22 protein-coding genes are annotated in these 22,308 nt (G+C 61.9%); 6 read left to right on the top strand and 16 right to left on the bottom strand.

Features of this window, described 5'->3' with window-relative positions; genetic code table 11:
* Positions 1–13: 13 nt before the first annotated feature.
* Entirely contained in the window at positions 14–469 is a 456-nt protein-coding gene (locus ACP7EG_RS20205) for a hypothetical protein (protein WP_426089036.1), read from the bottom strand.
* Positions 470–761: 292 nt separating this feature from the next.
* On the opposite strand from ACP7EG_RS20205, the gene ACP7EG_RS20200 reads away from it, so the two are divergent.
* Positions 762–1,514: an SDR family oxidoreductase gene (locus ACP7EG_RS20200; protein WP_426089035.1), complete on the top strand. Its 753-nt coding sequence runs from the start codon at positions 762–764 to the stop codon at positions 1,512–1,514.
* A gap of 232 nt (positions 1,515–1,746) precedes the next feature.
* On the opposite strand, the gene cheY is transcribed toward ACP7EG_RS20200, so the two are convergent.
* The 14 genes from cheY to flhD form a co-directional block, all read right to left on the bottom strand.
* Complete coding sequence (gene cheY, locus ACP7EG_RS20195; protein ID WP_010396677.1) at positions 1,747–2,145, bottom strand: chemotaxis response regulator CheY; 399 nt, start codon at positions 2,143–2,145, stop codon at positions 1,747–1,749.
* Positions 2,146–2,292: 147 nt separating this feature from the next.
* Complete coding sequence (locus tag ACP7EG_RS20190; RefSeq protein ID WP_071078256.1) at positions 2,293–3,363, bottom strand: protein-glutamate methylesterase/protein-glutamine glutaminase; 1,071 nt, start codon at positions 3,361–3,363, stop codon at positions 2,293–2,295.
* Between the two features lie 166 nt (positions 3,364–3,529).
* Positions 3,530–4,138 (bottom strand): chemoreceptor glutamine deamidase CheD, encoded by a 609-nt coding sequence (gene cheD / locus ACP7EG_RS20185; protein ID WP_071078257.1) that lies wholly within the window; start codon positions 4,136–4,138, stop codon positions 3,530–3,532.
* Between the two features lie 9 nt (positions 4,139–4,147).
* The gene (locus ACP7EG_RS20180) at positions 4,148–5,020 is read right to left on the bottom strand and encodes a CheR family methyltransferase (protein WP_152257161.1); all 873 of its coding nucleotides are present in this window, start codon (positions 5,018–5,020) and stop codon (positions 4,148–4,150) included.
* A 71-nt stretch (positions 5,021–5,091) separates the two neighbouring features.
* On the bottom strand, positions 5,092–6,810 hold the full coding sequence (locus ACP7EG_RS20175) for a methyl-accepting chemotaxis protein (protein ID WP_426089034.1): 1,719 nt from the start codon (positions 6,808–6,810) through the stop codon (positions 5,092–5,094).
* Positions 6,811–7,005: 195 nt separating this feature from the next.
* Positions 7,006–7,512, bottom strand: coding sequence for a chemotaxis protein CheW (locus tag ACP7EG_RS20170; RefSeq protein ID WP_071078260.1), 507 nt, complete (start codon positions 7,510–7,512; stop codon positions 7,006–7,008).
* Positions 7,513–7,543: 31 nt separating this feature from the next.
* The gene (gene cheA / locus ACP7EG_RS20165; RefSeq protein ID WP_426089033.1) at positions 7,544–9,736 is read right to left on the bottom strand and encodes a chemotaxis protein CheA; all 2,193 of its coding nucleotides are present in this window, start codon (positions 9,734–9,736) and stop codon (positions 7,544–7,546) included.
* Between the two features lie 43 nt (positions 9,737–9,779).
* A complete protein-coding gene (locus ACP7EG_RS20160; RefSeq protein WP_034758362.1) occupies positions 9,780–10,145 on the bottom strand; it encodes a response regulator in 366 nt (121 codons plus the stop codon).
* Between the two features lie 83 nt (positions 10,146–10,228).
* Entirely contained in the window at positions 10,229–10,777 is a 549-nt protein-coding gene (locus tag ACP7EG_RS20155; protein ID WP_099759899.1) for a chemotaxis protein, read from the bottom strand.
* A gap of 46 nt (positions 10,778–10,823) precedes the next feature.
* On the bottom strand, positions 10,824–11,801 hold the full coding sequence (gene motB / locus ACP7EG_RS20150; RefSeq protein ID WP_099759900.1) for a flagellar motor protein MotB: 978 nt from the start codon (positions 11,799–11,801) through the stop codon (positions 10,824–10,826).
* Between the two features lie 58 nt (positions 11,802–11,859).
* Positions 11,860–12,720 (bottom strand): flagellar motor stator protein MotA, encoded by an 861-nt coding sequence (gene motA / locus ACP7EG_RS20145; protein WP_353658010.1) that lies wholly within the window; start codon positions 12,718–12,720, stop codon positions 11,860–11,862.
* A gap of 220 nt (positions 12,721–12,940) precedes the next feature.
* Positions 12,941–13,702, bottom strand: coding sequence for an SAM-dependent methyltransferase (locus ACP7EG_RS20140; protein ID WP_426089032.1), 762 nt, complete (start codon positions 13,700–13,702; stop codon positions 12,941–12,943).
* A gap of 103 nt (positions 13,703–13,805) precedes the next feature.
* The gene (gene flhC / locus ACP7EG_RS20135) at positions 13,806–14,369 is read right to left on the bottom strand and encodes a flagellar transcriptional regulator FlhC (RefSeq protein WP_071078265.1); all 564 of its coding nucleotides are present in this window, start codon (positions 14,367–14,369) and stop codon (positions 13,806–13,808) included.
* Positions 14,370–14,427: 58 nt separating this feature from the next.
* Complete coding sequence (flhD, locus tag ACP7EG_RS20130; protein WP_010396649.1) at positions 14,428–14,745, bottom strand: flagellar transcriptional regulator FlhD; 318 nt, start codon at positions 14,743–14,745, stop codon at positions 14,428–14,430.
* Between the two features lie 604 nt (positions 14,746–15,349).
* Between flhD and kynU the strand changes: the two genes are divergently transcribed.
* From kynU to ACP7EG_RS20105, 5 genes are all read left to right on the top strand, one after another.
* Positions 15,350–16,600: a kynureninase gene (gene kynU / locus ACP7EG_RS20125; protein ID WP_426089031.1), complete on the top strand. Its 1,251-nt coding sequence runs from the start codon at positions 15,350–15,352 to the stop codon at positions 16,598–16,600.
* Between the two features lie 26 nt (positions 16,601–16,626).
* Positions 16,627–17,499, top strand: a complete 873-nt coding sequence (gene kynA, locus ACP7EG_RS20120; protein ID WP_426089124.1) for a tryptophan 2,3-dioxygenase — start codon at positions 16,627–16,629, stop codon at positions 17,497–17,499.
* 17 nt (positions 17,500–17,516) lie between these two features.
* Positions 17,517–18,062 (top strand): RBBP9/YdeN family alpha/beta hydrolase, encoded by a 546-nt coding sequence (locus tag ACP7EG_RS20115; protein ID WP_426089030.1) that lies wholly within the window; start codon positions 17,517–17,519, stop codon positions 18,060–18,062.
* Between the two features lie 107 nt (positions 18,063–18,169).
* The gene (locus ACP7EG_RS20110; RefSeq protein WP_426089029.1) at positions 18,170–20,224 is read left to right on the top strand and encodes a hypothetical protein; all 2,055 of its coding nucleotides are present in this window, start codon (positions 18,170–18,172) and stop codon (positions 20,222–20,224) included.
* Positions 20,225–20,226: 2 nt separating this feature from the next.
* Positions 20,227–21,252: a hypothetical protein gene (locus ACP7EG_RS20105; protein ID WP_426089028.1), complete on the top strand. Its 1,026-nt coding sequence runs from the start codon at positions 20,227–20,229 to the stop codon at positions 21,250–21,252.
* 2 nt (positions 21,253–21,254) lie between these two features.
* Here ACP7EG_RS20105 and ACP7EG_RS20100 read toward each other — a convergent pair whose 3' ends face one another.
* On the bottom strand, positions 21,255–22,292 hold the full coding sequence (locus ACP7EG_RS20100) for a hypothetical protein (protein WP_426089027.1): 1,038 nt from the start codon (positions 22,290–22,292) through the stop codon (positions 21,255–21,257).
* Positions 22,293–22,308: the final 16 nt, after the last annotated feature.

Genomic DNA, 22,308 nt, shown 5'->3' with positions numbered 1-22,308 from the left:
GTTTCTTTATCGACTACTCCATCCCTACCAACTTGAGCTCGGCAAACAACGGCTTGTTGCGGCCGCGTGCCGCGTGCAACATGTCATAGCTGGCCGCATCGAGCACAATTTCCTCGCCCGCCCACAGCTTGCGCTGGTTCGCAGGCAGCCTCAGGCTGCGCAGGATGGCCCGTGCCTGGGCCGGATCGGCTGCTAGCAGGCGGATCGCGTGCGCACCGCGCTGCGCCCCTGTGCGTATCGGCAAGCCGCCCTGCGGGCCATGCTGGCTCAGGCTGACATAATCATGGCCACCCACGCGGTGCAGATAGGCATGCCGGCCATCGCCGTCGGCAGGCAACTGCACGGCCGGCTCCGGCGCCTCGACGACGGCAGGCGCGACAGGGGCAACGCTGGCTTGCTCAAGGCTCACGCCGCAAGCTGCCAGCAAGGCCGTGCTCAGGGCAAAGAATAATACGGGTGCTCGGCGCATGTGGCGCTCCTTCTTGTCGGGGTCGGGGACAGAGGTGGAATAGTGCAGCGATCATGAGCCACTTTAGTTGACGTGTAAAGTTAACTTTAGGAAATATTTAATTCTATGTAGCAACCAGCCACATGGCAGCGTTTGCCCGACGGCTGGCGCCGTGACTTATGCAGGATTGTTGATCTGGATTGCACACTAAAACCAGCAAACCAGTCTTTATCCACGCAACAATAAAGATCACAATCGCCATACCGGCTCGCAGACACACCGCGCGGGCCTCCCACACGACAGGAGAAGCAGCATGCATACCATACTCACCCCAGCCAGGGTCGCCATCGTCACGGGCGCCTCGCGCGGCATCGGCGCGGCCATCGCCCGCCGCCTGGCACGCGACGGCATGCAGCTCGTCGTCAATTACGCCAGCGGCAAGGCGGCGGCAGACGAGCTGGTGGCAAGCATTCTTGCCGACGGTGGCGCCGCCATCGCAGTCAAGGCCAACGTGGCCAATGCGGGCGACGTGCAAGCGCTGTTCGATGCGGCCGAAGCGGCCTTCGGCGGCGTCGACGTGCTGGTCAACAACGCCGGCATCATGCCGCCCGCGCTGCCGGCCCTGGCAGACACGGACGACGCCACCTTCGACAGCCTGTTCGCCATCAACGTCAAGGGCAGCTTCAACACCATGCGCCAGGCGGCGACGCGCTTGCGCCACGGCGGCAGCGTGGTCAACTTCTCGAGCAGCGTGATTGGCCTGGCCCTGCCCGGCTACAGCATCTATGGCGCCAGCAAGGCCGCCATCGAGACGATGACGACTATCTTCGCCAAGGAATTGCGCGGCAAGAACATCACCGTCAACGCCGTCGCCCCTGGCCCCACGGCCACGGCCCTGTTCTTGAACGGCAAGACGGCGGAAATGATAGAACGCGTGAGCAAGATGGCGCCCCTGGAACGCCTGGGCACGCCGGACGATATCGCCGCCGCCGTGGCATTCCTGACTGGGCCGGATGGCCGCTGGGTGAATGGCCAGACCCTGCGCGCGAATGGCGGCCTCGTGTAGCACCGGCCAAAACCTACTGCGCGTCGCGCTTTGCGGCCTGCGATGCTCACCGTACCAGAGTACGGTTGCGCTTCTCAGCCACAAATCACTGCCGCTCGCTACGGTTTTGTCCGGCGCATCAGCATCGACGATTTGCTTTCCGTCCACGCCGCAGGCTGGAGCTGAAGCAAGGGACAAAAAAACGCTGCCAGTTCGCACTGGCAGCGTTTTTTTGAAGCGGTTCAAAGCGTGATCAGGCGCCGGCTTTTTCCAGCTTCTCGAAAATCTTGTTCAGCTTTTCATCGAGGGTCGCGGCCGTGAACGGCTTGACAACATAACCGCTGGCGCCAGCTTGCGCGGCGGCGATGATGTTTTCTTTTTTCGCTTCGGCCGTCACCATCAGCACGGGCAGCTTGGCCAGTGCGGGATCGGCGCGAATATGCTGCAGCATCGTCAGGCCATCCATGTTAGGCATGTTCCAGTCCGAGACGACGAAATCGTAGGATTCCGCGCGCAGCTTGGCCAGGCCCATCACGCCGTCTTCCGCCTCATCGACGTTGGCATAACCCAGTTCCTTCAACAAATTCCGGACAATGCGGCGCATCGTCGAAAAATCGTCAACGACTAAAAATTTCATCTTTGGATCAGCCATGAATAACTCCGTTGTTTCTGTAGCGGTTTGTTAATAATATCGACATGAATGCCGACATTATGGTCGACACTACGGCAGCAAGTTATAGGATAGCATTTTCGTTGCTTTTAGGCGAACAAACTTGCCCCAGATCATACAAAACGTGGCTTACACGCGCAAAGCACGCATACCATGCGCAGCCAGGTGTCCCAACACCATGCCAGGCAGCGCCGTCAGAGCGCCGACCTCATGCGTAGCGCCGATGGCGATCGCCTCGCGCGGCATGCCGAACACCACGCAACTGGCTTCATCCTGCGCAAAATTATACGCTCCTGCGGCCTTCATCTCCAACATGCCTTGTGCGCCATCCTTGCCCATGCCGGTCAGGATCACGCCGACGGCATTTTTACCCGCCGATTGCGCGGCCGAACGGAACAGCACATCGACCGAGGGACGGTGGCGGTTAACCGGTTCACCCTGGTCGATCTTGGTCATGTAGTTGGCGCCGCTGCGCGTCAGGGTCAGGTGCGAATGGCCGGGCGCGATGTAGGCGTGGCCGGGCAGCACCCTTTCGCCGCCTGCCGCTTCCTGCACCGAGATCTTGCACAGCGAATCGAGGCGGCGCGCAAACGAACGCGTAAATCCTTCCGGCATGTGCTGCGTGATCAGGATGCCGGGGCAATCGGACGGCATCTGCATCAAAAATTCGCGGATCGCTTCCGTGCCGCCCGTGGAGGCGCCCACGATGATCAGCTTTTCGCTCGACGTCAAGGGGCTGCGCAGCGCAGGCAGCGGTGCGGCTACTCTGTCGCCCGCCGACGGCAGCGTACGCGCGCGAATGCGCGCCTTCGAGGCGGCGCGGATCTTGTCGGCGATCATGTCGGTGTACTCGCGCATGCCGCTCTGGATGGAAATCTTTGGCTTGGTGACGAAATCGACGGCGCCCAGCTCCAGCGCGCGCATGGTGATTTCCGAACCGCGCTCGGTCAGCGACGACACCATCAGCACCGGCATCGGACGCAAGCGCATCAGTTTTTCCAGGAAGTCGAGGCCATCCATCTTCGGCATCTCGACGTCGAGGGTCAGCACGTCGGGGTTGGTCTGCTTGATCATCTCGCGCGCCACCAGCGGATCAGGCGCCGCCCCCACCACTTCCATGTCGGGCTGGCTATTCACGATTTCCGTCATGACGCTGCGAATGAGCGCCGAATCATCCACGATCAATACTTTGATCTTCATAAAATATCCTTCCAAGCCTTGCGGCCCTTATTCTTAATCGGTAAAAACGCCAGACAAAACCGTAGCGAGCGGCAGTGATTTGTGGCTAAGAAGCGCAACCGTGCTGAAGCACGGTGAGCATCGCAGGCCGCAAAGCACGACGCGCAGTAGGTTTGGTCTGGTGTTACTAGAACAGCTCGATCTCGCCACCCACCGGCGCAACCTTGAGACGGCTTGCGTAATCGAGTTCGCGGCGTACCAGGGTGTCGTTGTGCGTCTGCATCAGCTTTTTCACCAGCACCTTGCCGCTACGGGGGAAAAAATACACCTTGCGCGGGTGGATGTCATTCAAGTCCTCGGCCACCACGCGCATCTTCTCCGCCTTCAGGTAATTGATGACGAAGGCCGCATTGCGTTCACCGACGTTGATCGCCGTGAAGCCACGCAGCACGGCGCCGCCGCCAAACACCTTCGCTTCCATGTTCTCGCGCCGCGCGCCCGCCTTCAGCAGATCGTTGATCAATATCTCCATGGCGTAAGTGCCATAGCGCATCGACGCTGAAATCGGGCTATTCGGATCGCTGCCACCGTCGGGCAGCATGAAATGGTTCATGCCGCCCAGGCCCGTGACACGGTCGCGGATGCAGGCCGAGACGCAGGAGCCGAGCACGGTGACGATCAGCATGTCCTTGTTGGTAAAGTAATACTCACCAGGCAAGATCTTGGCGGCGTCACAATTGAACGTCCTGTCGTAATAGACGTTAGTGGCAAATTGCTCTTTGGATTCCAGGCTCATATTTCACTCTCATGTACGGTGCGACGATGCCTTGGGCGCGGCGCCCCGAGGCTGGTCGAGCTCATAGACTGTTTTACCGCGCAGCTTCAATGAATCCGACACGTACAGGAAATTCTCCGAATGGCCCGCAAACAGCAGGGCATCGGACTTCATCAACGGCACAAAGCGCGACAGGATCTTGCGCTGCGTCGCCTTGTCAAAATAAATCATCACGTTACGGCAGAAGATGACATCGAACTGTCCCGTCAGGGGCCAGCTGTCGGCCAGCAGGTTGAGCGGCTTGAAGGTGATCATCTGGCGCAGTTCCGGGCGTACCCGCACCTGCCCCTCGCGATCGCCCTTGCCGCGCAAGAAAAAGCGCCGCGCACGGTCGGCCGGCATCTTCTCGAGCCGGTCCAGGTTATAGACGCCATTGGCGGCCGTGGCCAGCACATTCGTGTCGATATCCGTGGCGATGATGGTGACGGGCGGCGTGAGCGTATTGAACGCCTCGCACACCGTCATGGCGATCGAGTACGGCTCCTCGCCGGTGGAACTGGCCGAACACCAGATGGTGATCGGCCCGCTCAGTTTTTTCACATGCTCGGCCAGCAGCGGAAAGTGATGCGCCTCGCGGAAAAACGACGTCAGGTTGGTCGTCAGCGCATTCGTGAACGCTTCCCACTCGTCACCCATGCGGCCCGCTTCCAGGTCGTCCAGATAGCGAACGAACGAGGAAATGCCGGTCGCGCGCAGGCGCCTGGCCAGGCGGCTGTAGACCATCTCCTGCTTGCTGTCGGCCAGCGCGATGCCGGCCCGCTTGTAAATCATGGCGCGGACCCGTTCGAAGTCCTTGCCAGTGAAATCAAATTCCTTGACCGAATCCGTTTTAGTTTGCGGCATTTTGTTTTTACCTCTCTATGACTACTCTGACCAATGCCTTTGCAAGTATAACTAGCGGGACCGGGTTGGCGTCAGAACTCTTCCCAATCGTCGCCGCCGGCCGCCGCCAGCTTTTTCGCGGGCGGTGGCGTACCGGCCTGCGCCGTCTTTGCCAACCGCCGTGTAGTTACCCCAACACTCGGTGCCGGCCGTGCCGGCGCTTTCACCGGCGCGGGCGCTTGCACGGCCGCCTGCGCCGCGCTCTCGCCGTCCAGCTTGAAGATGCTGACGGCATCGGCCAGTTTCTGCGCCTGCTCCTGCATGCTTTCGGCGGCGGCCGCCGCTTCCTCGACCAGCGCCGCATTTTGCTGCGTCATCTGGTCCATCTGCGCGATGGCCTGGTTGACTTCCTCGATGCCGTGGCTCTGTTCCTGCGTTGCCGCCGTGATCTCGCCCATGATGTCGGCCACCTGCCGGATCGACGTGACGATCAGGCCCATGGTCTGTCCCGCCTCGTCCACCAGGCGGCTGCCCGCATCGACCTTGTCGACCGAGTCGCCGATCAGGCCCTTGATCTCTTTCGCTGCGCCAGCGGAGCGTTGCGCCAGATTGCGCACTTCCGACGCCACTACCGCAAAACCGCGTCCCTGTTCGCCTGCGCGCGCCGCTTCGACGGCCGCATTCAGCGCCAGGATATTCGTCTGGAACGCGATGCCGTCAATGACGCCGATAATATCGACGATCTTGCGCGAACTGTCCTTGATGGAACCCATGGTATCGACCACTTGCGCCACCACCTTGCCGCCCTGCTCCGCCACCGACGATGCCGACACGGCCAGCTGGTTGGCCTGGCGCGCGTTGTCCGCGTTCTGCTTCACGGTCGACGTCAGCTCTTCCATCGACGATGCCGTCTCTTCGAGCGAACTGGCCTGCGTTTCCGTGCGCGCCGACAGGTCCGCATTGCCGCTGGCGATCTCGCGCGACGCCACGGTGATGGTGTCCGTCCCATTGCGCACATCGCTGACCGTCTGCACCAGGCTCTCGTTCATGTCCTTGAGCGCCTGCTGCAGCGCACTCGTTTCATCCTTGCCCTCGACCACCACGCGCGACGTCAGCTCGCCCGCTGCCACCTTCTGCGCCACCGCCAGTGCGCCAGACAGCGGCACCGTGATCGAGCGCGTGATGAAAATGGCGCACCAGGCGCCGATCGCCACCGCCGCGCCGCCCAGGATGAACAGCACCGTCATCAGGCGCGCATCGGCCGCCAGCGAGTCGTCCATGAAGCTTTGCTGGGCCACATGCTGCAAGTCGAGCAGCTTGTTGATATCGGCCAGGGTCGTCTTGTTCAAGGGGTCGATGCGGGTGGCAATCACCTTCGCCGCGCCCTCGCTGTTAAACGCCAGCACCTGCCCCATCGCCTCCTTGAAGGCGGCATCGACTTCGCCGTCGACCCTGGCGATATTGGCCAGCAGCGTCTTCTCGCCATCGGACAGGCCCAAGGTGGCCAGCTTGCCGCGTGCGCCGTCGTACAGCTTGCGCTGTTCGCGCACCTTGCCCTCTTCCACCTGCATCAGGCCGACATCGCCCTGCAGGCCGATATTGCGCATGGCGATACCGGTTTCCAGCATCGCGCTTTTCATCAGCGACGCCTGCGTATTTTTTTCGCTGGCCAGTGCCAGGCCCGTGAGCAACTGGGCCTTGTTACGATAATTCAGTGCATTCGCCGAAACGATCACCACCACCAGGATGGCGAGGATGCTGCCGAAACCTATCCCCAGCCGGGTGCCTATCTTGAAATCGCGCAAACTCATTACAGTCTCCAATATTTATGTGAACGGCGCCCGTTCAACCGGACGGCGCCGTGTTGTGGCCTGGTCTCTGTCGGACCTTGCAGCCTGCCGGCGCGCCTCTAGATGCTGCTCGCGCCGGTACATGCATATCTGTAGTGATACTTTGCGTGGCAACACGGCGGCGCACCGGGCGACGCCATGCTGCCATCTGGCCGCTTACGCCGCCAGCTTGTCGATCAGGCCCATCTCGCTGCTCGACATCAGCTTGTCGATATCGACCAGGATCAGCATGCGCTCGTCGATGGTGCCCAGGCCGATCATGTAGTCGGTCGAGAAGGCGGTGCCCATTTCCGGCGCCGGTTTCACCTGTTCCGGCGTCAGGGTGGTGACGTCGGAAACGCTGTCGACCACCATGCCGACGATGCGACCGCCGATGTTCAGGATGATCACCACCGTGAACTGGTCATACACGGGCGTGCCCAGGTTGAACTTGATGCGCATGTCGACCACGGGAATGATGATGCCACGCAGGTTGATCACGCCCTTGATGAATTCAGGCGCGTTGGCGATGCGGGTGACCGCTTCGTAACCACGGATTTCCTGGACCTTCAGGATATCGATGCCGTACTCTTCGGAGCCCAGGGTGAAGGCCAGGAATTCACGTCCGGCGATGTCCTTGCCGTCGCCCGTATTGCTTCCGGATGTTTGTTGAGTATCTGACATGGTGCGTTTTCCTATCTTTTATCTATCGGTATTACGAAAAAATGGACTCGTCGGCCAGCTGGCGAGAGGAACGGATCAGGGCGGCGACATCGAGAATCAGCGACACACCGCCATCGCCCAGGATGGTGGCGCCAGAAATACCCACTACCTTGCGGTAATTCGATTCGAGGTTTTTCACCACGACCTGCTGTTGTCCCACCAGGTCGTCGACAAACAGGGCCGCCTTGCGCCCTTCCGTCTCGAGGATCACGCAGATGCCTTCCGAGGGACTGGTAAAGCGCGGCGTGATGTCGAACATCTGGTACAGCGGAATCAGCGGCAGGTATTCTCCACGCACTTTCACCACCTGCCCCTTGCCACTGATGTCCTTGATATCCTCAACGGCCGGCTGCAGCGATTCGATGACAAAGCCCAGCGGTAAAATATACACTTCGTCGCCGACGCGGATCGACATGCCATCCAGGATGGCCAGGGTCAGCGGCAGCGAGATCGAAATCGTCGTGCCGAAGCCCTTCGCCGAACGGATGTCGACCACCCCGCCCATGGCGCTGATATTGCGCTTGACGACATCCATGCCCACGCCGCGGCCCGACACGTCGGTGACCGCCTCGGCGGTGGAAAAGCCGGGCGCGAAGATCAGCTGCCACACGTCGGCGTCGCTCATCGTCTCGGACACGTCCATTCCCTGCTGCTGCGCCTTGGCCAGTATGCGCTCGCGGTTCAGTCCCGCGCCATCATCGGACACTTCGATGATGATGTTGCCACCCTGGTGGCTGGCCGAGAGGAACAAACGGCCGGCCTCGGTCTTGCCGGCGGCCACGCGAGCAGCCGGCATTTCCACGCCGTGGTCGATACTGTTGCGCACCAGGTGCGTCAGCGGATCGACGATGCGCTCGATGAGGCCCTTGTCCAGTTCCGTGGCGGCGCCATTGGTGATGAAGTCAACCTTCTTGCCCAACTTGGTCGCCAGGTCGCGCACCATGCGCGGGAAGCGCGAAAAGACGAAATCCATCGGCATCATGCGGATCGACATCACCGCTTCCTGCAAGTCGCGCGTATTGCGCGTCAGGTGGCTGACGCTGTCGAGCAGTTTCTCGTGCAGCATCGGGTCGAGCGCACTGGCGCGCTGCTCGATCATCGCCTGCGTGATCACCAGCTCACCCACCAGGTTGATCAGCTGATCGACTTTTTCAATCGAGACGCGGATCGACGACGATTCGGTACCGGCCTTCTCGCCCTCTTTTTTGGCCGGTTTCTTTTCCTGCTCCACCTCGGCCGCGGCGCTCGCCACGGCCGGCACGGCGGCAGCGCTGGTGTTGCCCGCCTTGGCCGCGTCGGCGCGAATCTGCTCGAGCGGCTGGAAGAAACCATAACCCTGTTCGGCGTCGCTCTGCACGCCAGCGGCGGCGCGGATGTCTTCGATCGGCTGGAAGAAGCCATAGCCGGGATCCGCCGCGCCAGGCGCGCCTGGCAGCGGGTCGAAGAAACCATAACCCTGGGCTTTTTCCTGCGCCGCGCGGGCCGCTTCGGCTTCGCCTGGCGCCAGTGGCGGCGCCTGCGTAATGACCATGTCGTCGGGATTGAGCACGAACGAGCAGATGGCCAGGATATCGTCCAGGCTTTCATGCGTCGTCACTTCCAGCACCTTGCGCGCGTCGGCCAGGGTGGACACGGCGACATCGCCCAGCAAGCCCAGTTCGGCCGCCAGCGCCTCGACTTCGCGCTCTTCCATTTTCGGCAGTTCCAGGCGGATGCGATGTCCGCCGGCGTGGCTGACGGCTGCTTTTTCAGCCGTATGGAACGCTGGCGCGACGGGCGTGAGCGCAGCCACGGGCACGTCCTGCGAGAACGACTGCAGCATCATGCGCACATTGGCCACGGCATCCTGGTCGACGGCGCTGCCCAGACGATGACCGTCGAGCTGCATCTTGAGGATATCCTTGGCGGCCAAAAAGGCATCGACGTGTTCCGCCGTCAGGGCCATCTGGCCCTGGCGGATGCGGTCGAGCAGCGACTCGAGGATGTGCGTCACCTCGCTCATGTCGGAGAGGCCGAACGTCGATGCCCCGCCCTTGATCGAATGGGCGGTGCGGAAAATGGCATTCAGGTCTTCGGCGTCGGGCGCCGCAATATCGACGGCCAGCAGCAGCCGTTCTTTTTCAGCCAGCAGTTCTTCGGCCTCATCGAAAAAGACCTGGAAAAACTGGCTAATATCGATGGTCATAGGGTGACTCCGTCATTTGCATCGTTGCACTGCGCGGCTGGCATCAGCCAATCACCTTCTTGACCACTTCAATCAGGCGTTGCGGATCGAAGGGCTTGACCAGCCAGCCATTGGCGCCGGCGGCACGTCCTTTCGACTTCATTTCGTCCGACGACTCCGTCGTCAGCATCAGAATCGGCACCTTCTGGTAGGTCGGCAATTCGCGCAGCAGCTTGATCAGCTCCAGGCCATCCATGCGCGGCATGTTCTGGTCCGTCAATACCAGGTCCACGGTTTGCAGCTTGGCTTTTTCCAGTCCGTCCTGGCCGTCGACGGCCTCCACCACCTGGTAACCGGCGGCTTTCAGGCTGAACGCCACCATCTGGCGCAATGAGCTGGAATCGTCCACTGCAAGTATCGTTTTGGCCATCTTTGCTCCCACTTATTCCGGGCATCCTGCCCGAGTATTTGATTAATCAATCCATGCAACCGCAAGCGTTCCACACTGACATGCTAGAACAGCTCGATGTCGCCGCTTTCCAAATGCTGTTGACTGACAGCCTTGCGCAGCACGCTGCGCAACTCCAGGCTTTGAATCGCCAGCGCCATGCTGACCCGCCCCAGCAAGGCGACAATTTCTTCATTGTCGCTCTCCGGCAACATCTCCGCGCCATGCGAGCCCAAAGTACCGAGGAACTCGCGCAAGCCCGTCACGCGCTTCAGGGTGCGCTCGATCAGCTGACTGGTCATGTCCTGGAACTGCAGGCTGGTGATGGCGGCATTCACGTAGCCCCCCACTTCGTCCTGCAATGCCAGCAGTTTTTCCCGCTGCTGCTCGGCCGGAATACCGCCTGCGAGCAGCAGGGCGATGGTATCTTGCTGCGCAGCGACGGCTGCGTGTATCGCCATGAAATTGAAGGATAGCTTCTCGATCGCCTCTTCCAGCAAGATGCCGGTCTGCACCAGGTCGGTTTCCACCTCCGTCAAGTGCTTGCGGCCATGGTCCGACACGCCAGACAGCAGGCGTTTTACATGCGAGCCAAGTATTTTCTTTCTTGTCATAAAGGTCTCATTGTTTCAATACACCACGCGTTGACAGCCTTGCGTGTTATTTTTTCGCCGCTGCCGGGCCGGGAGCTGGCGCCGCCGCAGGCGGCGCACCGGCCACCAGCCCCGAAGCGACAGCGGCGGAAGCGGCATCGGTCACCGGCAGCTCGATCGCCGACCCATCGCGCAAAACATTTTCTTCCGTACGTTTGTTCATGACGATGATGCTGATGCGCCGGTTGATCGGATTGAAGGGATCGAGCTTGTCCAGGTGGGCGGCCGAGCCCAGTCCCACCACGCGCAATACTTTTTCTTCCTTCATGCCGCCAATCACCAGTTCGCGCCGCGACGCATTCGCGCGGTCAGCCGACAATTCCCAGTTGCTGTAGCCGGCATCGCTCATGTAGGGTGTCGAATCCGTGTGCCCGGACAGGCCGATGCGGTTCGGTACTTCATTGAGCACAAAGCCGATGGCGTGCAGGATTTCCTTGGTATAGGGTTGCAGATTCGCATTGGCGAGCGCAAACATCGGACGATTCTGCTCGTCGACGATCTGGATGCGCAAGCCTTCGCTGGTGAGATCGAGCAGCAACTGGTTCTTGTATTTTTTCAGCAAGGGATCGGCATCGATAGTTGCCTCAATGCGCGCCTTGAGCGCCTGCAGGCGCTTGCCTTCCTCGCGTTCAAGCGCGGCCTTGGCGGAATTGAGGTCGAACGACTTGCGCTGCGGCTCTTCCTGCGCCTTGCGCACTTGTCCATCCTGGCGCGACAGGTCCTGGCCGCCGCCCTGGATCACGGAATTGCTCTCGCCGCTGCCGGAACCGCCCGCCATCGCCACTTTCAGCGGTGTCTTGAAGAATTCGGAAATGCCGTTCAAGTCGCCCTTCGAGGTGGAACCCAACAGCCACATCAGCAGGAAGAAGGCCATCATGGCCGTGACAAAGTCGGCGTAGGCGATTTTCCACGCCCCGCCATGGTGGCCGCCAGCCGTCTTCTTGATACGCTTGACGATAATCGGGCGCATGCCTTCATCGGCCATGGCGTCCCCCTTCCGTGTGCTGCAAATGAATCATGGTGTCCAGGCGTCTGTTCACTGCTTACTTCGTTTTCGATTTCTTGATGTGGTCTTCCAGCTCGTTGAACGTCGGGCGCTCGGTCGAGAACAGGACCTTGCGACCGAACTCCACGGCCAGCGCCGGCGCATACCCGTTCAAGCTGGCCAGCAGGGTTACTTTCACGCACTGAAACATCTTGCTCGACTCTTCCAGCTTCTGCTCCAGCAGGCTGGCCAGCGGGCCCACGAAACCATACGCCAGCAAGATGCCGAGGAAGGTGCCGACCAGCGCGTGCGCGATCAGCATGCCCAGCTCGGCTGGGGGGATGCCCACCGATTCCATCGTGTGCACCACGCCCATCACGGCGGCGACGATACCGAAAGCGGGCAAGCCGTCGCCCACCTTGGCAATCACGTGGGCCGGCACGGCGCCTTCGTGATGGTGCGTCTCGATTTCGTTGTCCATCAGGTTTTCAATCTGGAAGGCATCCATATTGCCCGATACCATCAGGCGCAGGTAATCGGTCATGAATTCGATGATGTGGTGGTCGGCCAGCACGGCCGGATACTTGGAAAACAGGGGGCTTTCTTCGGGCTTGTCGATATCGCCTTCAATCGACATCAAGCCTTCCTTGCGCACCTTGCTAAGCACTTCGAACAGCAGCGACATCAGCTCCATGTACAGCTCTTTGGTATAGCGCGAACCCTTGAACAGGCTGGGCAAGGCGGCGATCGTTGCCTTGATCGCCTTGTTATTGTTACCAACAAGGAAGGCGCCCAGGGCGGCACCGCCGATCATCAGCAACTCCAGCGGCTGGAACAGCGCCGCCAGATGGCCGCCGGCCAGCGCGAAGCCGCCAAAGACCGAGGCGCAGACGATGATGTATCCGATTATGACTAACAAGTGCCCTGACTCCCAATAATGGCCGGGGCTGTATGCCCGGCATGTTCAAACCTGTTTCTGCCTTCTGGCGGCTGCGCCGCCGACGAAGAGACAGCGACAAAAAAGCAACCGGAAGTTAATTCAAATGCGCTGCTTTTCAAGGCAAATCCGATAAAATGCCGTGTGGAACTACAATAACGTGAGATCGCCCTACGGGCAAGCAAATAACGCAGACAATTGCTTAAAAGCACCATATGTAAAGTAAAGGGCCACCCTCTGTGGCGGCGATGGTCTTATCGGGTTCGCGTGCCGCGATCTGGAATTCGTAACTAAGAAGCATACTACCGGGCAACATTTCCTTTTCCGCCTTGCGCCACAGGGCTGCCATCGCCGCCGGCGACAGGTAGGCAAAGACCGCATCGTAGCGGCTGAAGTCGAGCGCTTCGTAGTCGCCGCGCAAGAAGCGCGCGCGACTCCCCGACAGCCGCGCGCGCAGGCGGCTTGCCAGCCACGGCAGCGGCGCCAGTTCGATGCCGGAAAACTGCCCATCGGGACGCCGCCGCGCCAGGTCCAGCACCAGGCCACCCAGGCCGCTGCCGATATCGACCAGGCGCACGCCGGGACGGTCCGCGATCAGCTCGGCCACCGCCCGCCACACCTTCGGCCCGGACGGGTAAAACGGCACTTGCGTGCGAAACGTGGACCAATACAAGCTCAGCAGGAAAACAAAGGCAGCCAGGAACACGACCGGCGGCCAGTGCAGCAGGCTGGCCGCCAGCAGCGCGGGCGCGAACAGCAGGCCGATGGCGCACCACCAGCGCGCCAGACCAGCGCGCCAGGTGATGAGCGCCGCCAGCACACCCTGCAGCAAGGCCACGACCGGCAACGACATGGCCACGCCTGCGCGCGCCAGGCCATACACCAACAGCAACATCAAGGGAAAGGCCAGCACCTGGATCAGGATGGCCTTGAGCGCGGGCGCGCGCAGGATTTGTTGCAGCATGGGGTAGTCAAAGGAGGAAAACGCCAGTGTAAGCGAAAGCACCATGAAAAAACCGGAGTCCGGTCTGGCGACCAGCTCCGGCTTGAACGATGCAGAGGCAGTATCAGGCGGTCACACGCGGCGACGCGACCGCAGCCGCTTCATCGCGCGCCTTCTTGGTCTTGCCGGCACGCGAAGGCATATGGCACAGGCCGCAGACATAATCGGCATTCAGGTCGAGGCAATTGACGACAAACTTGCCGCCACACTTGCCGCAGGGCGCCATGTTCAGCATCTTGCTGCTGAAAAAGCGCACCAGGGTCCAGGCCCGCGTCAGCGACAGCAGCGGCTCTTCACCCGCTTCGGGCGGCATCTGCTCCAGATACAGTTTATACGCCTTCATCACGGCTTCGATGCCGGTGGCGCCAGCGTGGTCGACGAGGAATTTGTGGATATTGATGAATAGCGAGGAATGGATATTCGGCTGCCAGGTTAGGAACCAGTCGGTGGAAAAGGGCAGCATGCCCTTGGGCGGCGAGACGCCCTTCAATTCCTTGTACAGATTCAGCAGGCGTTCGCGCGACAGCGAGACTTCCGTCTCCAGCAGTTGCAGGCGCGCGCCCAGCTGTATCAACTCGATGGCCAGCTGGATTTCTTGCGCTTCCGATACGACACTTTTCTTGGCCATGCTGTGTACTCCGCGACTGACTGATACCGACTACTGATACTGACTAATAAGGTTGACCTTAAGCGATTTCTTCGACGCCTTGGCCGGCCATTAAAATGGCGGCATGCGACTGGGCCAGCGAGCGGTCTTTATTGTAGTTCGTCAACATGCCCAGGATGGCGCTGTCGTCGAAGCGGAAGCGGGCCAGCATCATGTTGCCGCCAGCGAGCTTCAGGATCTGCGCATTGCTCATGCCTTCGATCAATTCGGCGATGTCGGCGGCTATGCCCAAACGGAAGATGGCCGTTACCTTGTCCGCACGAATCATTTGCTGGGCCAGCATCAGGTAGCTCAGGTTAGCGTCGCGAATCTCAGCCATCATATCGTTAGCAGTCATTTCCATCTCCTCAATCCGTTGAATTCAGCTGGCGTTGTCTGTTGCCAGTGAGATACATTCTGCAGGAGCAACATCAAACGCAACAGAGGCGAAGGACTGTATTTTAGGTCGGGAAATGGCGGGCAGGACCGTAGGTGTTTGTCTGACAAACACTACTCGATCATGGTCGCACGCCAGTAAGGGCGCGGATGTTGGAGGTGGGCGTTGAAGGGGATTTACCCGGCTTCAGGCCTGTAAAAAATATCACTTTTTTACAACAACTTGATCAAAATCAAGTCTGCTTACCTAGATAACGGCTGCCTTGACAGTAACTTTAGGGTTTTTTCGAAAAATATTTAAAAACCCGCATTCTTTTTGGCGGCTTGACACCGTTCATGTAATCGTTGACGGCGGCGAATTGCAGAACTTTAGGGTGATTTGAAAATATTTTTAAAAAATCGTGATTTTTTTCGTTGACGCCCCACAAGGCGGCACTTTCCGCCCCTCATCCCAGGCGGAAATACCGCTTTTTGGCGGGGATTTGCTACACTGCCTGCTTCCGCACGATACTTTAGGTCTCAATCAATATCGTGCCATTAATGCAAGTCCCGACATGAAAGCCACCATGATTTCTCGACATGACTGCGGCGCGCGCGATCTCGACGACCCCCTGGCGCCCCTGCGCCAGCAATTCGACTTGCCGCAAGACGTGATTTACCTCGACGGCAATTCCCTGGGCGCCCGGCCGAAAGCGGCCCTGGCCCGGGCCCAGCACGTCATCACGGCCGAATGGGGCACGGACCTGATCCGCAGCTGGAATACGGCCGGCTGGTTCGACCTGCCCAAGCGCCTGGGCGACCGCCTGGCGCCGCTGCTCGGCGCGCAGACTGGCGAAGTGGTGATCACCGACACGACTTCCGTCAACCTGTTCAAGGCACTGGCCGCCGCCCTGCAGATGCAGGCCAGCGATCCCGCGCAGGCCGCGCGCAGGGTCATCGTCAGCGAACGCAGCAACTTCCCCACCGACCTGTACATGGCGCAAGGCCTGGCTGCCTGGCTCGACCGCGGCTACCAGCTGCGCCTGGTCGACAGCCCCGAGGAACTGGCGCAAGCCATCGATACCGATTGCGCCGTCGCCATGCTCACGCACGTCAACTACCGCACCGGCTACCAGCACGACATGGCCGCCATCAGCAGCCATTGCCACGCGCAAGGCGCGCTGGCACTGTGGGACCTGGCCCATTCGGCCGGCGCCGTGCCGCTGGACCTGAACGGCGCCGGCGCCGACCTGGCTGTCGGCTGCACCTATAAATATCTGAACGGTGGCCCCGGCTCGCCCGCCTTCATCTGGGTGCCGGAAAAACACCAGGCGCGCTTCCGCCAGCCGCTATCGGGCTGGTGGGGCCACGCCACGCCGTTCGCCATGGACCCGGGCTTCACGCCCGCCGACGGCATCGCGCGCGCCCTGTGCGGTACGCAGCCGATTGTCTCGCTGGCCCTGGTCGAATGCGGCCTGGAGATCTTCGCGCAAACGAGCATGGAAGCGATCCGCCGCAAGTCGCTGGCCCTGACGGATTTGTTCATCGCGCTGGTGGAACAGCGCTGCGCCAGCCATCCGCTGGGGCTCGTCACGCCGCGCGAGCATGCGCGGCGCGGCAGCCAGGTCAGCTTCACGCACCCGCACGGCTATGCCGTGATGCAGGCGCTGATCGCGCGCGGCGTGATCGGCGACTACCGCGAGCCGGCCATCATGCGCTTCGGCTTCACGCCCCTGTACACGAGCTTTGCCGACGTGTGGGATGCCGTGGAAATCTTGCGCGACATCCTCGACACACTAGCCTACGACATCGCCGCCAAGCGCGATGCCGTCACCTGAGCCTTCCCATGAGCGACGACAAGACTATGAACGAGAAAAACACCAGCGGCTGCCCCATGCATGCGGGCGCCCAGCAAGGTGCCGAATGGCATGGCGCGCAGATGGATTTCAGCGAATCGATGAGCTACGGTAACTACCTGGCGCTGGACCGCATCCTGACGGCCCAGCATCCGCTGTCGCCGAACCACAACGAAATGCTGTTCATCGTGCAGCACCAGACCAGCGAATTGTGGATGAAGCTGATGCTGCACGAAATGCACGCCGTGCGCGCCAACCTGCAAAGCGGCGACCTGGCGCCCGCCTTTAAAATGCTGGCCCGCGTGGCGCGCATCATGGACCAGCTGGTGCATGCCTGGGACGTGCTGGCCACCATGACGCCGCCCGAATACACGGCCATCCGGCCCTACCTGGGCGCCTCCTCCGGCTTCCAGTCCTTCCAGTACCGCGAGATCGAATTCATCCTGGGGAACAAGAACGCCGCCCTGCTCAACGTGCACACGACGGCACCGGAAACCTATGCGGTGCTGGATGCCGCCCTGCGCACGCCGTCCGTCTACGATGAAGCCGTCAAGCTGCTGGCGCGCAGCGGCTTGCCCATCGCGCCCGAGCGCCTGGACGCCGACTGGACCCTGCCGACCGCCGCCGACGCCTCGGTAAAAGCGGCGTGGCTGGAAGTCTACCGCGACCCGTCGAAACACTGGGCCCTGTACGAGCTGGCCGAAAAGCTGGTGGACCTGGAGACGGCCTTCCGCTTCTGGCGCTTCCGCCACGTGACGACGGTCGAGCGCATCATCGGCTTCAAGACGGGCACGGGCGGCACGGCGGGCGTCAGCTATTTGCGCAAGATGCTCGACGTGGTATTGTTTCCGGAGCTGTTCGCCCTGCGCACGGAGCTTTGATTTTACAAGGAGATTTGATGTCGCCTCTGGTCCTGACCCTGGCCGGCCTGTGGAATTCCGGGCCGCAGCACTGGCAAACCCATTGGGAAGCGCGCCACCCGCAATGGTCGCGCGTGCCGCACCGGCAATGGCAGACGCCGGACAAGGATGAATGGGTGGCGGAGCTCGACCGCGCCATCGCCGCCTGCGAGCGCCCGCCCGTGCTGGCGGCGCACAGCCTGGCCTGCACGCTGGTGGCCCACTGGGCGGCCAGCGGCTCGCCGCACAAGATCGCCGGCGCCTTCCTGGTCGCCCCCAGCGATGTGGAAGCGCCCTCCTACCCCGCCGGCACCACGGGTTTCTCTCCCATGCCGCTGCAAGCCTTGCCGTTTCCCAGCCTGGTGGTGGCCAGCGGCGATGATCCCTACGTCAGCTTCGCGCGGGCACGCGCGTTTGCCAGCGCCTGGGGCAGCGAATTCACCATGATCGGCGACGCCGGCCATATCAATGGCGACGCCGGCTACGGCCCCTGGCCGGACGGCGAACAGCTGCTGCTCGATTTTTGCGCCGCGCACCAGGCCTGAACGGGGGCGCGCACCGCACACGATAGAAGCGCGCGCATTTGCCCGCATCAGGGAACACAGGCAGAATCGTGGCCTTTCCATAGCGGCGCCCTGGCGCCAGCCCTACGATGAAACGTCTGCTTTTGCCCCTGCTTCTCTGCTCCGCGCTGGCCCACGGCGCGCCCTTCTACGAAGGCAAGAGCCTCGCCCATCCCGCCATCAGCGCCTCGCAGGACAGCGGGGCTGACGTCGCCTTTCTCAAGGAAAAAGAGGGCGTCAACGGCTATTACTGCGAGTGCAAAAGCAGCAGCTCGAAACCCATTTTGCTCGACCAGTTCGGCAACGCCGTCATCCGCTCCGTCTTCTACGCCTCGCTGGACAAGGAAACAGACGACAGCGTGCAAAGCATGCTGGTGCTGTTCCGCCAGGGAGACAAAAATGGCTTGCGCGCCTACCGCTACCACCGCAGCTCCGGCAAATACCGGCGCCTGGACGGCCTCCAGCCGGCCCTGAACCGCATCGTGGCGCAAGGCGCCGCTCCCAATGCGGGCCAGGTCAAGGCGGCGCTGGCGAAACTGGCGCCGATGGACTACAGCGTCGCGCGCGGCAAGAGCGGCAATGCGGACTTCGACGCCATCGACCATACGCAAGGCACCATCGTCGGCTACTACAGCGATGACGGCAAACCCGTGGCAGCAGGCGGCAAGGACGCCATCACCTACAAGAAAACCTTCCAGAAAAAAGGCGAGCGTTTTCTCACCGCCAGCTACACCCTGTACAGCGATGCGGGCGCCGGCATCCTGCCCAATTACCGCCTGTGGCAAGTGGCGTGGGAAACGGCGCCGCAGCAATTCACGGGCAGCCAGGACGGCCCGTCCGTCATCTACAGCCTGGCCTGGGACGACGGCTCGGTGGTCGAGCGGGGCGAGTACGTGAAAGGCAAGCGCCAGGGACTGTGGGTGCGCGAAGGCATGCATGAAGGCAGCGAAAAAGGCCATTTCGTCAACGGCCTGCAGGAAGGCCTGTGGTCCTTCAACTATCCCAAGCAGAGCGAGAGTGGCATGTACCGGGCCGGCAAGCGCGAAGGCCGCTGGACGGTCGTCAACTATGCCGATGAAGAGGAAGTGACGGGTTTCGACACCTACGCGGGCGGCCAGCTGAACGGCCCGCACGAGCGCAGCATGGGCGGCAAGTTGCAAACGCGCGGCAACTACGTCAACGGCACGCGCCATGGCGCATGGATCACGGAAGACGGCGACGGCAGCTTTGTCGACGGCTTGCGCGACGGGCCGTGGAAGCTCAAGCTCAAGGACAAAGTCACGCAAAGCGTCACTTTCGTGAAAGGCAAAAAACAGGGCGAGGCCCTCGACAAGGATGCGCAAGGCGCGCTGCGCGTACGTGACCATTACCAGGCGGGCGTGCTCGATGGCAGCCGCACGCGCCATCTGGGCCCGGCCGGCAAGGAATACGTGGTCTACACGGCCACTTACCGCAATGGCCAGCTCGATGGCCGCGAACAGGCGTTCGACGACAGCGGCAAAGTCCTGCGCCTCGATACGCTGTGGGACAAGGGCAAGAAGCAGGGCCTCGATGCGCGCTACTACCCGAACGGCAAGCCGGAACGCCTGGCCGTCATCGACCAGGGCCGCCTGCTCACGCACCTGCGCGAATACTATGAAGACGGCCAGCTGCTCAACGACATCCACCGCTGTACCTTCAAGGAGTACGGCAGCACACGCGACGACGTGTGCGAGTACCACCACATGTACTACCCGGACGGCAAGCCGCAGTATTACTACGCCTTCCAGTACGGCCAGCGCCAGGAAGGCTATTCGAACTACCCGAACGGCAAACGCAAGGACGAACTGCTGGTCGACCGCGCGGCCGACACTTCCATCGTCAACGCATATTACGAAAGCGGCCAGCTCAAATGCACGGAGCCGCGCAGCGGCCACAGCACGCGCACGGTGAATGGCGAGTCGATGATCAGTTACGCCTCGGCCGACCGCGATGGCGACAATATCTGCTACCACCCGAACGGCAAGGTGGCCAGCATTTTCACCTTCCGCAAGCGCGTGCTCGTCGATTGCGGCAAGCGCTACGACGACACGGGCAAGCAGACGTTCCCGGGACCGGAAGGCTGCCCGCCCCCCAGGAAAGTCGACTATCCGATAGGACTGTGACCATGACGCAAACAAGGCAGCCGCAGTGCATCCAGAACCCCGAGCGCATCGACGCCGGGGCGATCCGCGCCGCCATCGCCAGCGGCCAGCAGGTGCTGGTGCAGTTCAATACCCTGGGCGAGCCGGGGCCGCTGCTGGCCGACCTCGACGCCCTGGCCGCCAGCTGCGGCACGGCGCTGACCATCCGCATCTACGGTTACGATCCGAGGGTGTTCGATGCCCGCATCCTGCGCGCGCTGCCGCATGTGGCCAGCCTGTCCATCGACTGCCACCGGCAAGCCATCCATCTGGAAACGTTGGGCGAGCTGCGCCACCTGAAGCGCCTGAGCCTGGGCGTGTACGAGCTGGCGCAAGCCGACATCCTGCAGCTGGACAATTTGCGCGCCCTCGAATACCTGAACCTGGGCGAATCGGCCAGGAACAATATCGATCTGGCGCCCCTGCGCCACTACGCGCACCTGGCCAGCCTGGCCATCGAGGGCCACAGCCAGCATATCGACACCCTGGCCAGCCTGCCGGCTCTGCATGAGCTGTCGCTGTACCGCATCAAGAACAAGGTAGCGCTGGATTTTATCTCGGAGATGGCCGGCCTGGACAGGCTGCTGTTGCAGCTGGGTGGCCGCGAATCGATCGCGCACATCGACGCGCCGCTGTTGAAGAAACTGGAAGTGATACGCGTGCGCGGCCTGGAAACGCTGGGCGATATCGGCCGCTTCCCCCTGCTGCAGGCACTATGGGTGGAAGACCAGATCAAGCTGCGGCACATCGCGCTGGGTCCCAATCCCGTGCTCGAACGCCTGAACCTGCACACCTGCAAGACGCTCGACAGCCTGCCCGGCCTCGCCGCCTTGCCCGCCCTGCGCCAGCTGTCGGTATCCGAGACTATGCTCGACATCGACGCCTTGCTGGCACACGGCTTGCCCGCGTCCCTGACACATGCGCGTCTGCGCACCGGCAGGAAATCACGCGACGACGCCATCGCCGCGCAGCTGGTGCAACTGGGCTACGAAGAGGCGCGCCCAGGCTAAAATCAGCGGCCGGCCGCCAGCTTGCGCTGCCATAGCGCCACGTCGATCATCACGCCATCGACGCCCGTGTTGCGGATGTAGACGCGGTAGCTGCCCTGCCCCATGTCGCCATCGAGGTAGGCCGTGCGCTCATTGCGCTGCAGCCTGGCGCCCTTGGCCAGCTGGCGGTAGCGCTCGACCACCGCATCGAAGCTGGCATAGCTGCGCAATGCCACTTCCAGGTCGCGCGGCGGGCGGCCTTCGGCATGGTCCAGCACATTGTTCTGTTTCTTGCCCTTCAGCGTGAGCGGATAGGCAAACACGCCGGCGCCGGCCGACGTCAGCACCGTGGATTTATCGAGCAGCAGCGGCAAGAGCGCCGGCGGATAGGCGGGCGGCAGCTGGGCGCGGTTCCAGCCCGGCAGGGCCGGCTGCGCCAGCACATATTCGACGCTGGCGATCTTCTGCCCATCGGCGCCCGCTTCCTTGTCGCCCGCGATCAGCGCCAGCATGGGCGGCAATTGCCTGGCCCAGGCCAACAGGGGCGCCGCGTCGCCAACCAGCATGCCCTTGCGGTGGAACACCGTCAGCACCGCATTCGGATCGGGATTGCAGACTTTCGCCAGCGGCTGGCCCTCCAGGTGGCAATGTCCGTTGACCAGGCCAAAGGCGAGGATGGCGCCGCGCTTGTCGAGCAGCATGGCGCCCCGTTCACGGCCCTGCTTGCGGTCATTCATCGACGCCAGCAACTGGCGGCCATCGGCCAGCGCGGTGCGCGTGGCGTCGCGCTTTTCGCTGATCGCTTCGAGCGCCTGCGCCAGCAGCAGTTCATCGTCTTCCGTGTAGCTGCCGCGCGCGTAACCGAAGAAATCGAACAGCGCGGCGCGCACTTGCGGGTCTTCGCTCAGGCGCGGCAAAGGGCCGCCGGCCAGCAGGGAGGACAGGCTTTTCCCGGCCGGCGCCGAGGGTGCCGCCGTGGCGCGGGCGGGCTGGGAAAGGACGCAGGCAGCTACCAGCAAGGCGCCGCCCAGGGTGCGGTAATTCGAAAAAATGATATGCATGATTCTGTCTGTCGGG

Origin of the sequence: Janthinobacterium sp. PSPC1-1 (assembly GCF_049897625.1) — a bacterium.
GTDB classification, from domain to species: Bacteria; Pseudomonadota; Gammaproteobacteria; order Burkholderiales; family Burkholderiaceae_D; genus Janthinobacterium; species Janthinobacterium tructae.
The sequence above is the reverse complement of the archived record's forward strand: the minus strand, read 5'-3'. Positions and strand labels throughout refer to the sequence as shown.

Bases quoted from the DNA above. Each gene is read 5' to 3' on its own strand.
- kynU (WP_426089031.1), top strand. From the start codon at position 15,350: ATGATTTCTCGACATGACTGCGGCGCGCGCGATCTCGACGACCCCCTG.
- ACP7EG_RS20155 (WP_099759899.1), bottom strand. From the start codon at position 10,777: ATGACAAGAAAGAAAATACTTGGCTCGCATGTAAAACGCCTGCTGTCT.
- kynA (WP_426089124.1), top strand. From the start codon at position 16,627: ATGAACGAGAAAAACACCAGCGGCTGCCCCATGCATGCGGGCGCCCAG.
- flhC (WP_071078265.1), bottom strand. From the start codon at position 14,369: ATGGCCAAGAAAAGTGTCGTATCGGAAGCGCAAGAAATCCAGCTGGCC.
- ACP7EG_RS20170 (WP_071078260.1), bottom strand. From the start codon at position 7,512: ATGTCAGATACTCAACAAACATCCGGAAGCAATACGGGCGACGGCAAG.
- ACP7EG_RS20180 (WP_152257161.1), bottom strand. From the start codon at position 5,020: ATGCCGCAAACTAAAACGGATTCGGTCAAGGAATTTGATTTCACTGGC.
- ACP7EG_RS20175 (WP_426089034.1), bottom strand. From the start codon at position 6,810: ATGAGTTTGCGCGATTTCAAGATAGGCACCCGGCTGGGGATAGGTTTC.
- ACP7EG_RS20140 (WP_426089032.1), bottom strand. From the start codon at position 13,702: ATGCTGCAACAAATCCTGCGCGCGCCCGCGCTCAAGGCCATCCTGATC.
- flhD (WP_010396649.1), bottom strand. From the start codon at position 14,745: ATGACTGCTAACGATATGATGGCTGAGATTCGCGACGCTAACCTGAGC.
- cheA (WP_426089033.1), bottom strand. From the start codon at position 9,736: ATGACCATCGATATTAGCCAGTTTTTCCAGGTCTTTTTCGATGAGGCC.
- motB (WP_099759900.1), bottom strand. From the start codon at position 11,801: ATGGCCGATGAAGGCATGCGCCCGATTATCGTCAAGCGTATCAAGAAG.
- ACP7EG_RS20200 (WP_426089035.1), top strand. From the start codon at position 762: ATGCATACCATACTCACCCCAGCCAGGGTCGCCATCGTCACGGGCGCC.
- ACP7EG_RS20105 (WP_426089028.1), top strand. From the start codon at position 20,227: ATGACGCAAACAAGGCAGCCGCAGTGCATCCAGAACCCCGAGCGCATC.
- ACP7EG_RS20160 (WP_034758362.1), bottom strand. From the start codon at position 10,145: ATGGCCAAAACGATACTTGCAGTGGACGATTCCAGCTCATTGCGCCAG.
- ACP7EG_RS20110 (WP_426089029.1), top strand. From the start codon at position 18,170: ATGAAACGTCTGCTTTTGCCCCTGCTTCTCTGCTCCGCGCTGGCCCAC.
- ACP7EG_RS20205 (WP_426089036.1), bottom strand. From the start codon at position 469: ATGCGCCGAGCACCCGTATTATTCTTTGCCCTGAGCACGGCCTTGCTG.
- ACP7EG_RS20190 (WP_071078256.1), bottom strand. From the start codon at position 3,363: ATGAAGATCAAAGTATTGATCGTGGATGATTCGGCGCTCATTCGCAGC.
- cheY (WP_010396677.1), bottom strand. From the start codon at position 2,145: ATGGCTGATCCAAAGATGAAATTTTTAGTCGTTGACGATTTTTCGACG.
- cheD (WP_071078257.1), bottom strand. From the start codon at position 4,138: ATGAGCCTGGAATCCAAAGAGCAATTTGCCACTAACGTCTATTACGAC.
- ACP7EG_RS20100 (WP_426089027.1), bottom strand. From the start codon at position 22,292: ATGCATATCATTTTTTCGAATTACCGCACCCTGGGCGGCGCCTTGCTG.
- ACP7EG_RS20115 (WP_426089030.1), top strand. From the start codon at position 17,517: ATGTCGCCTCTGGTCCTGACCCTGGCCGGCCTGTGGAATTCCGGGCCG.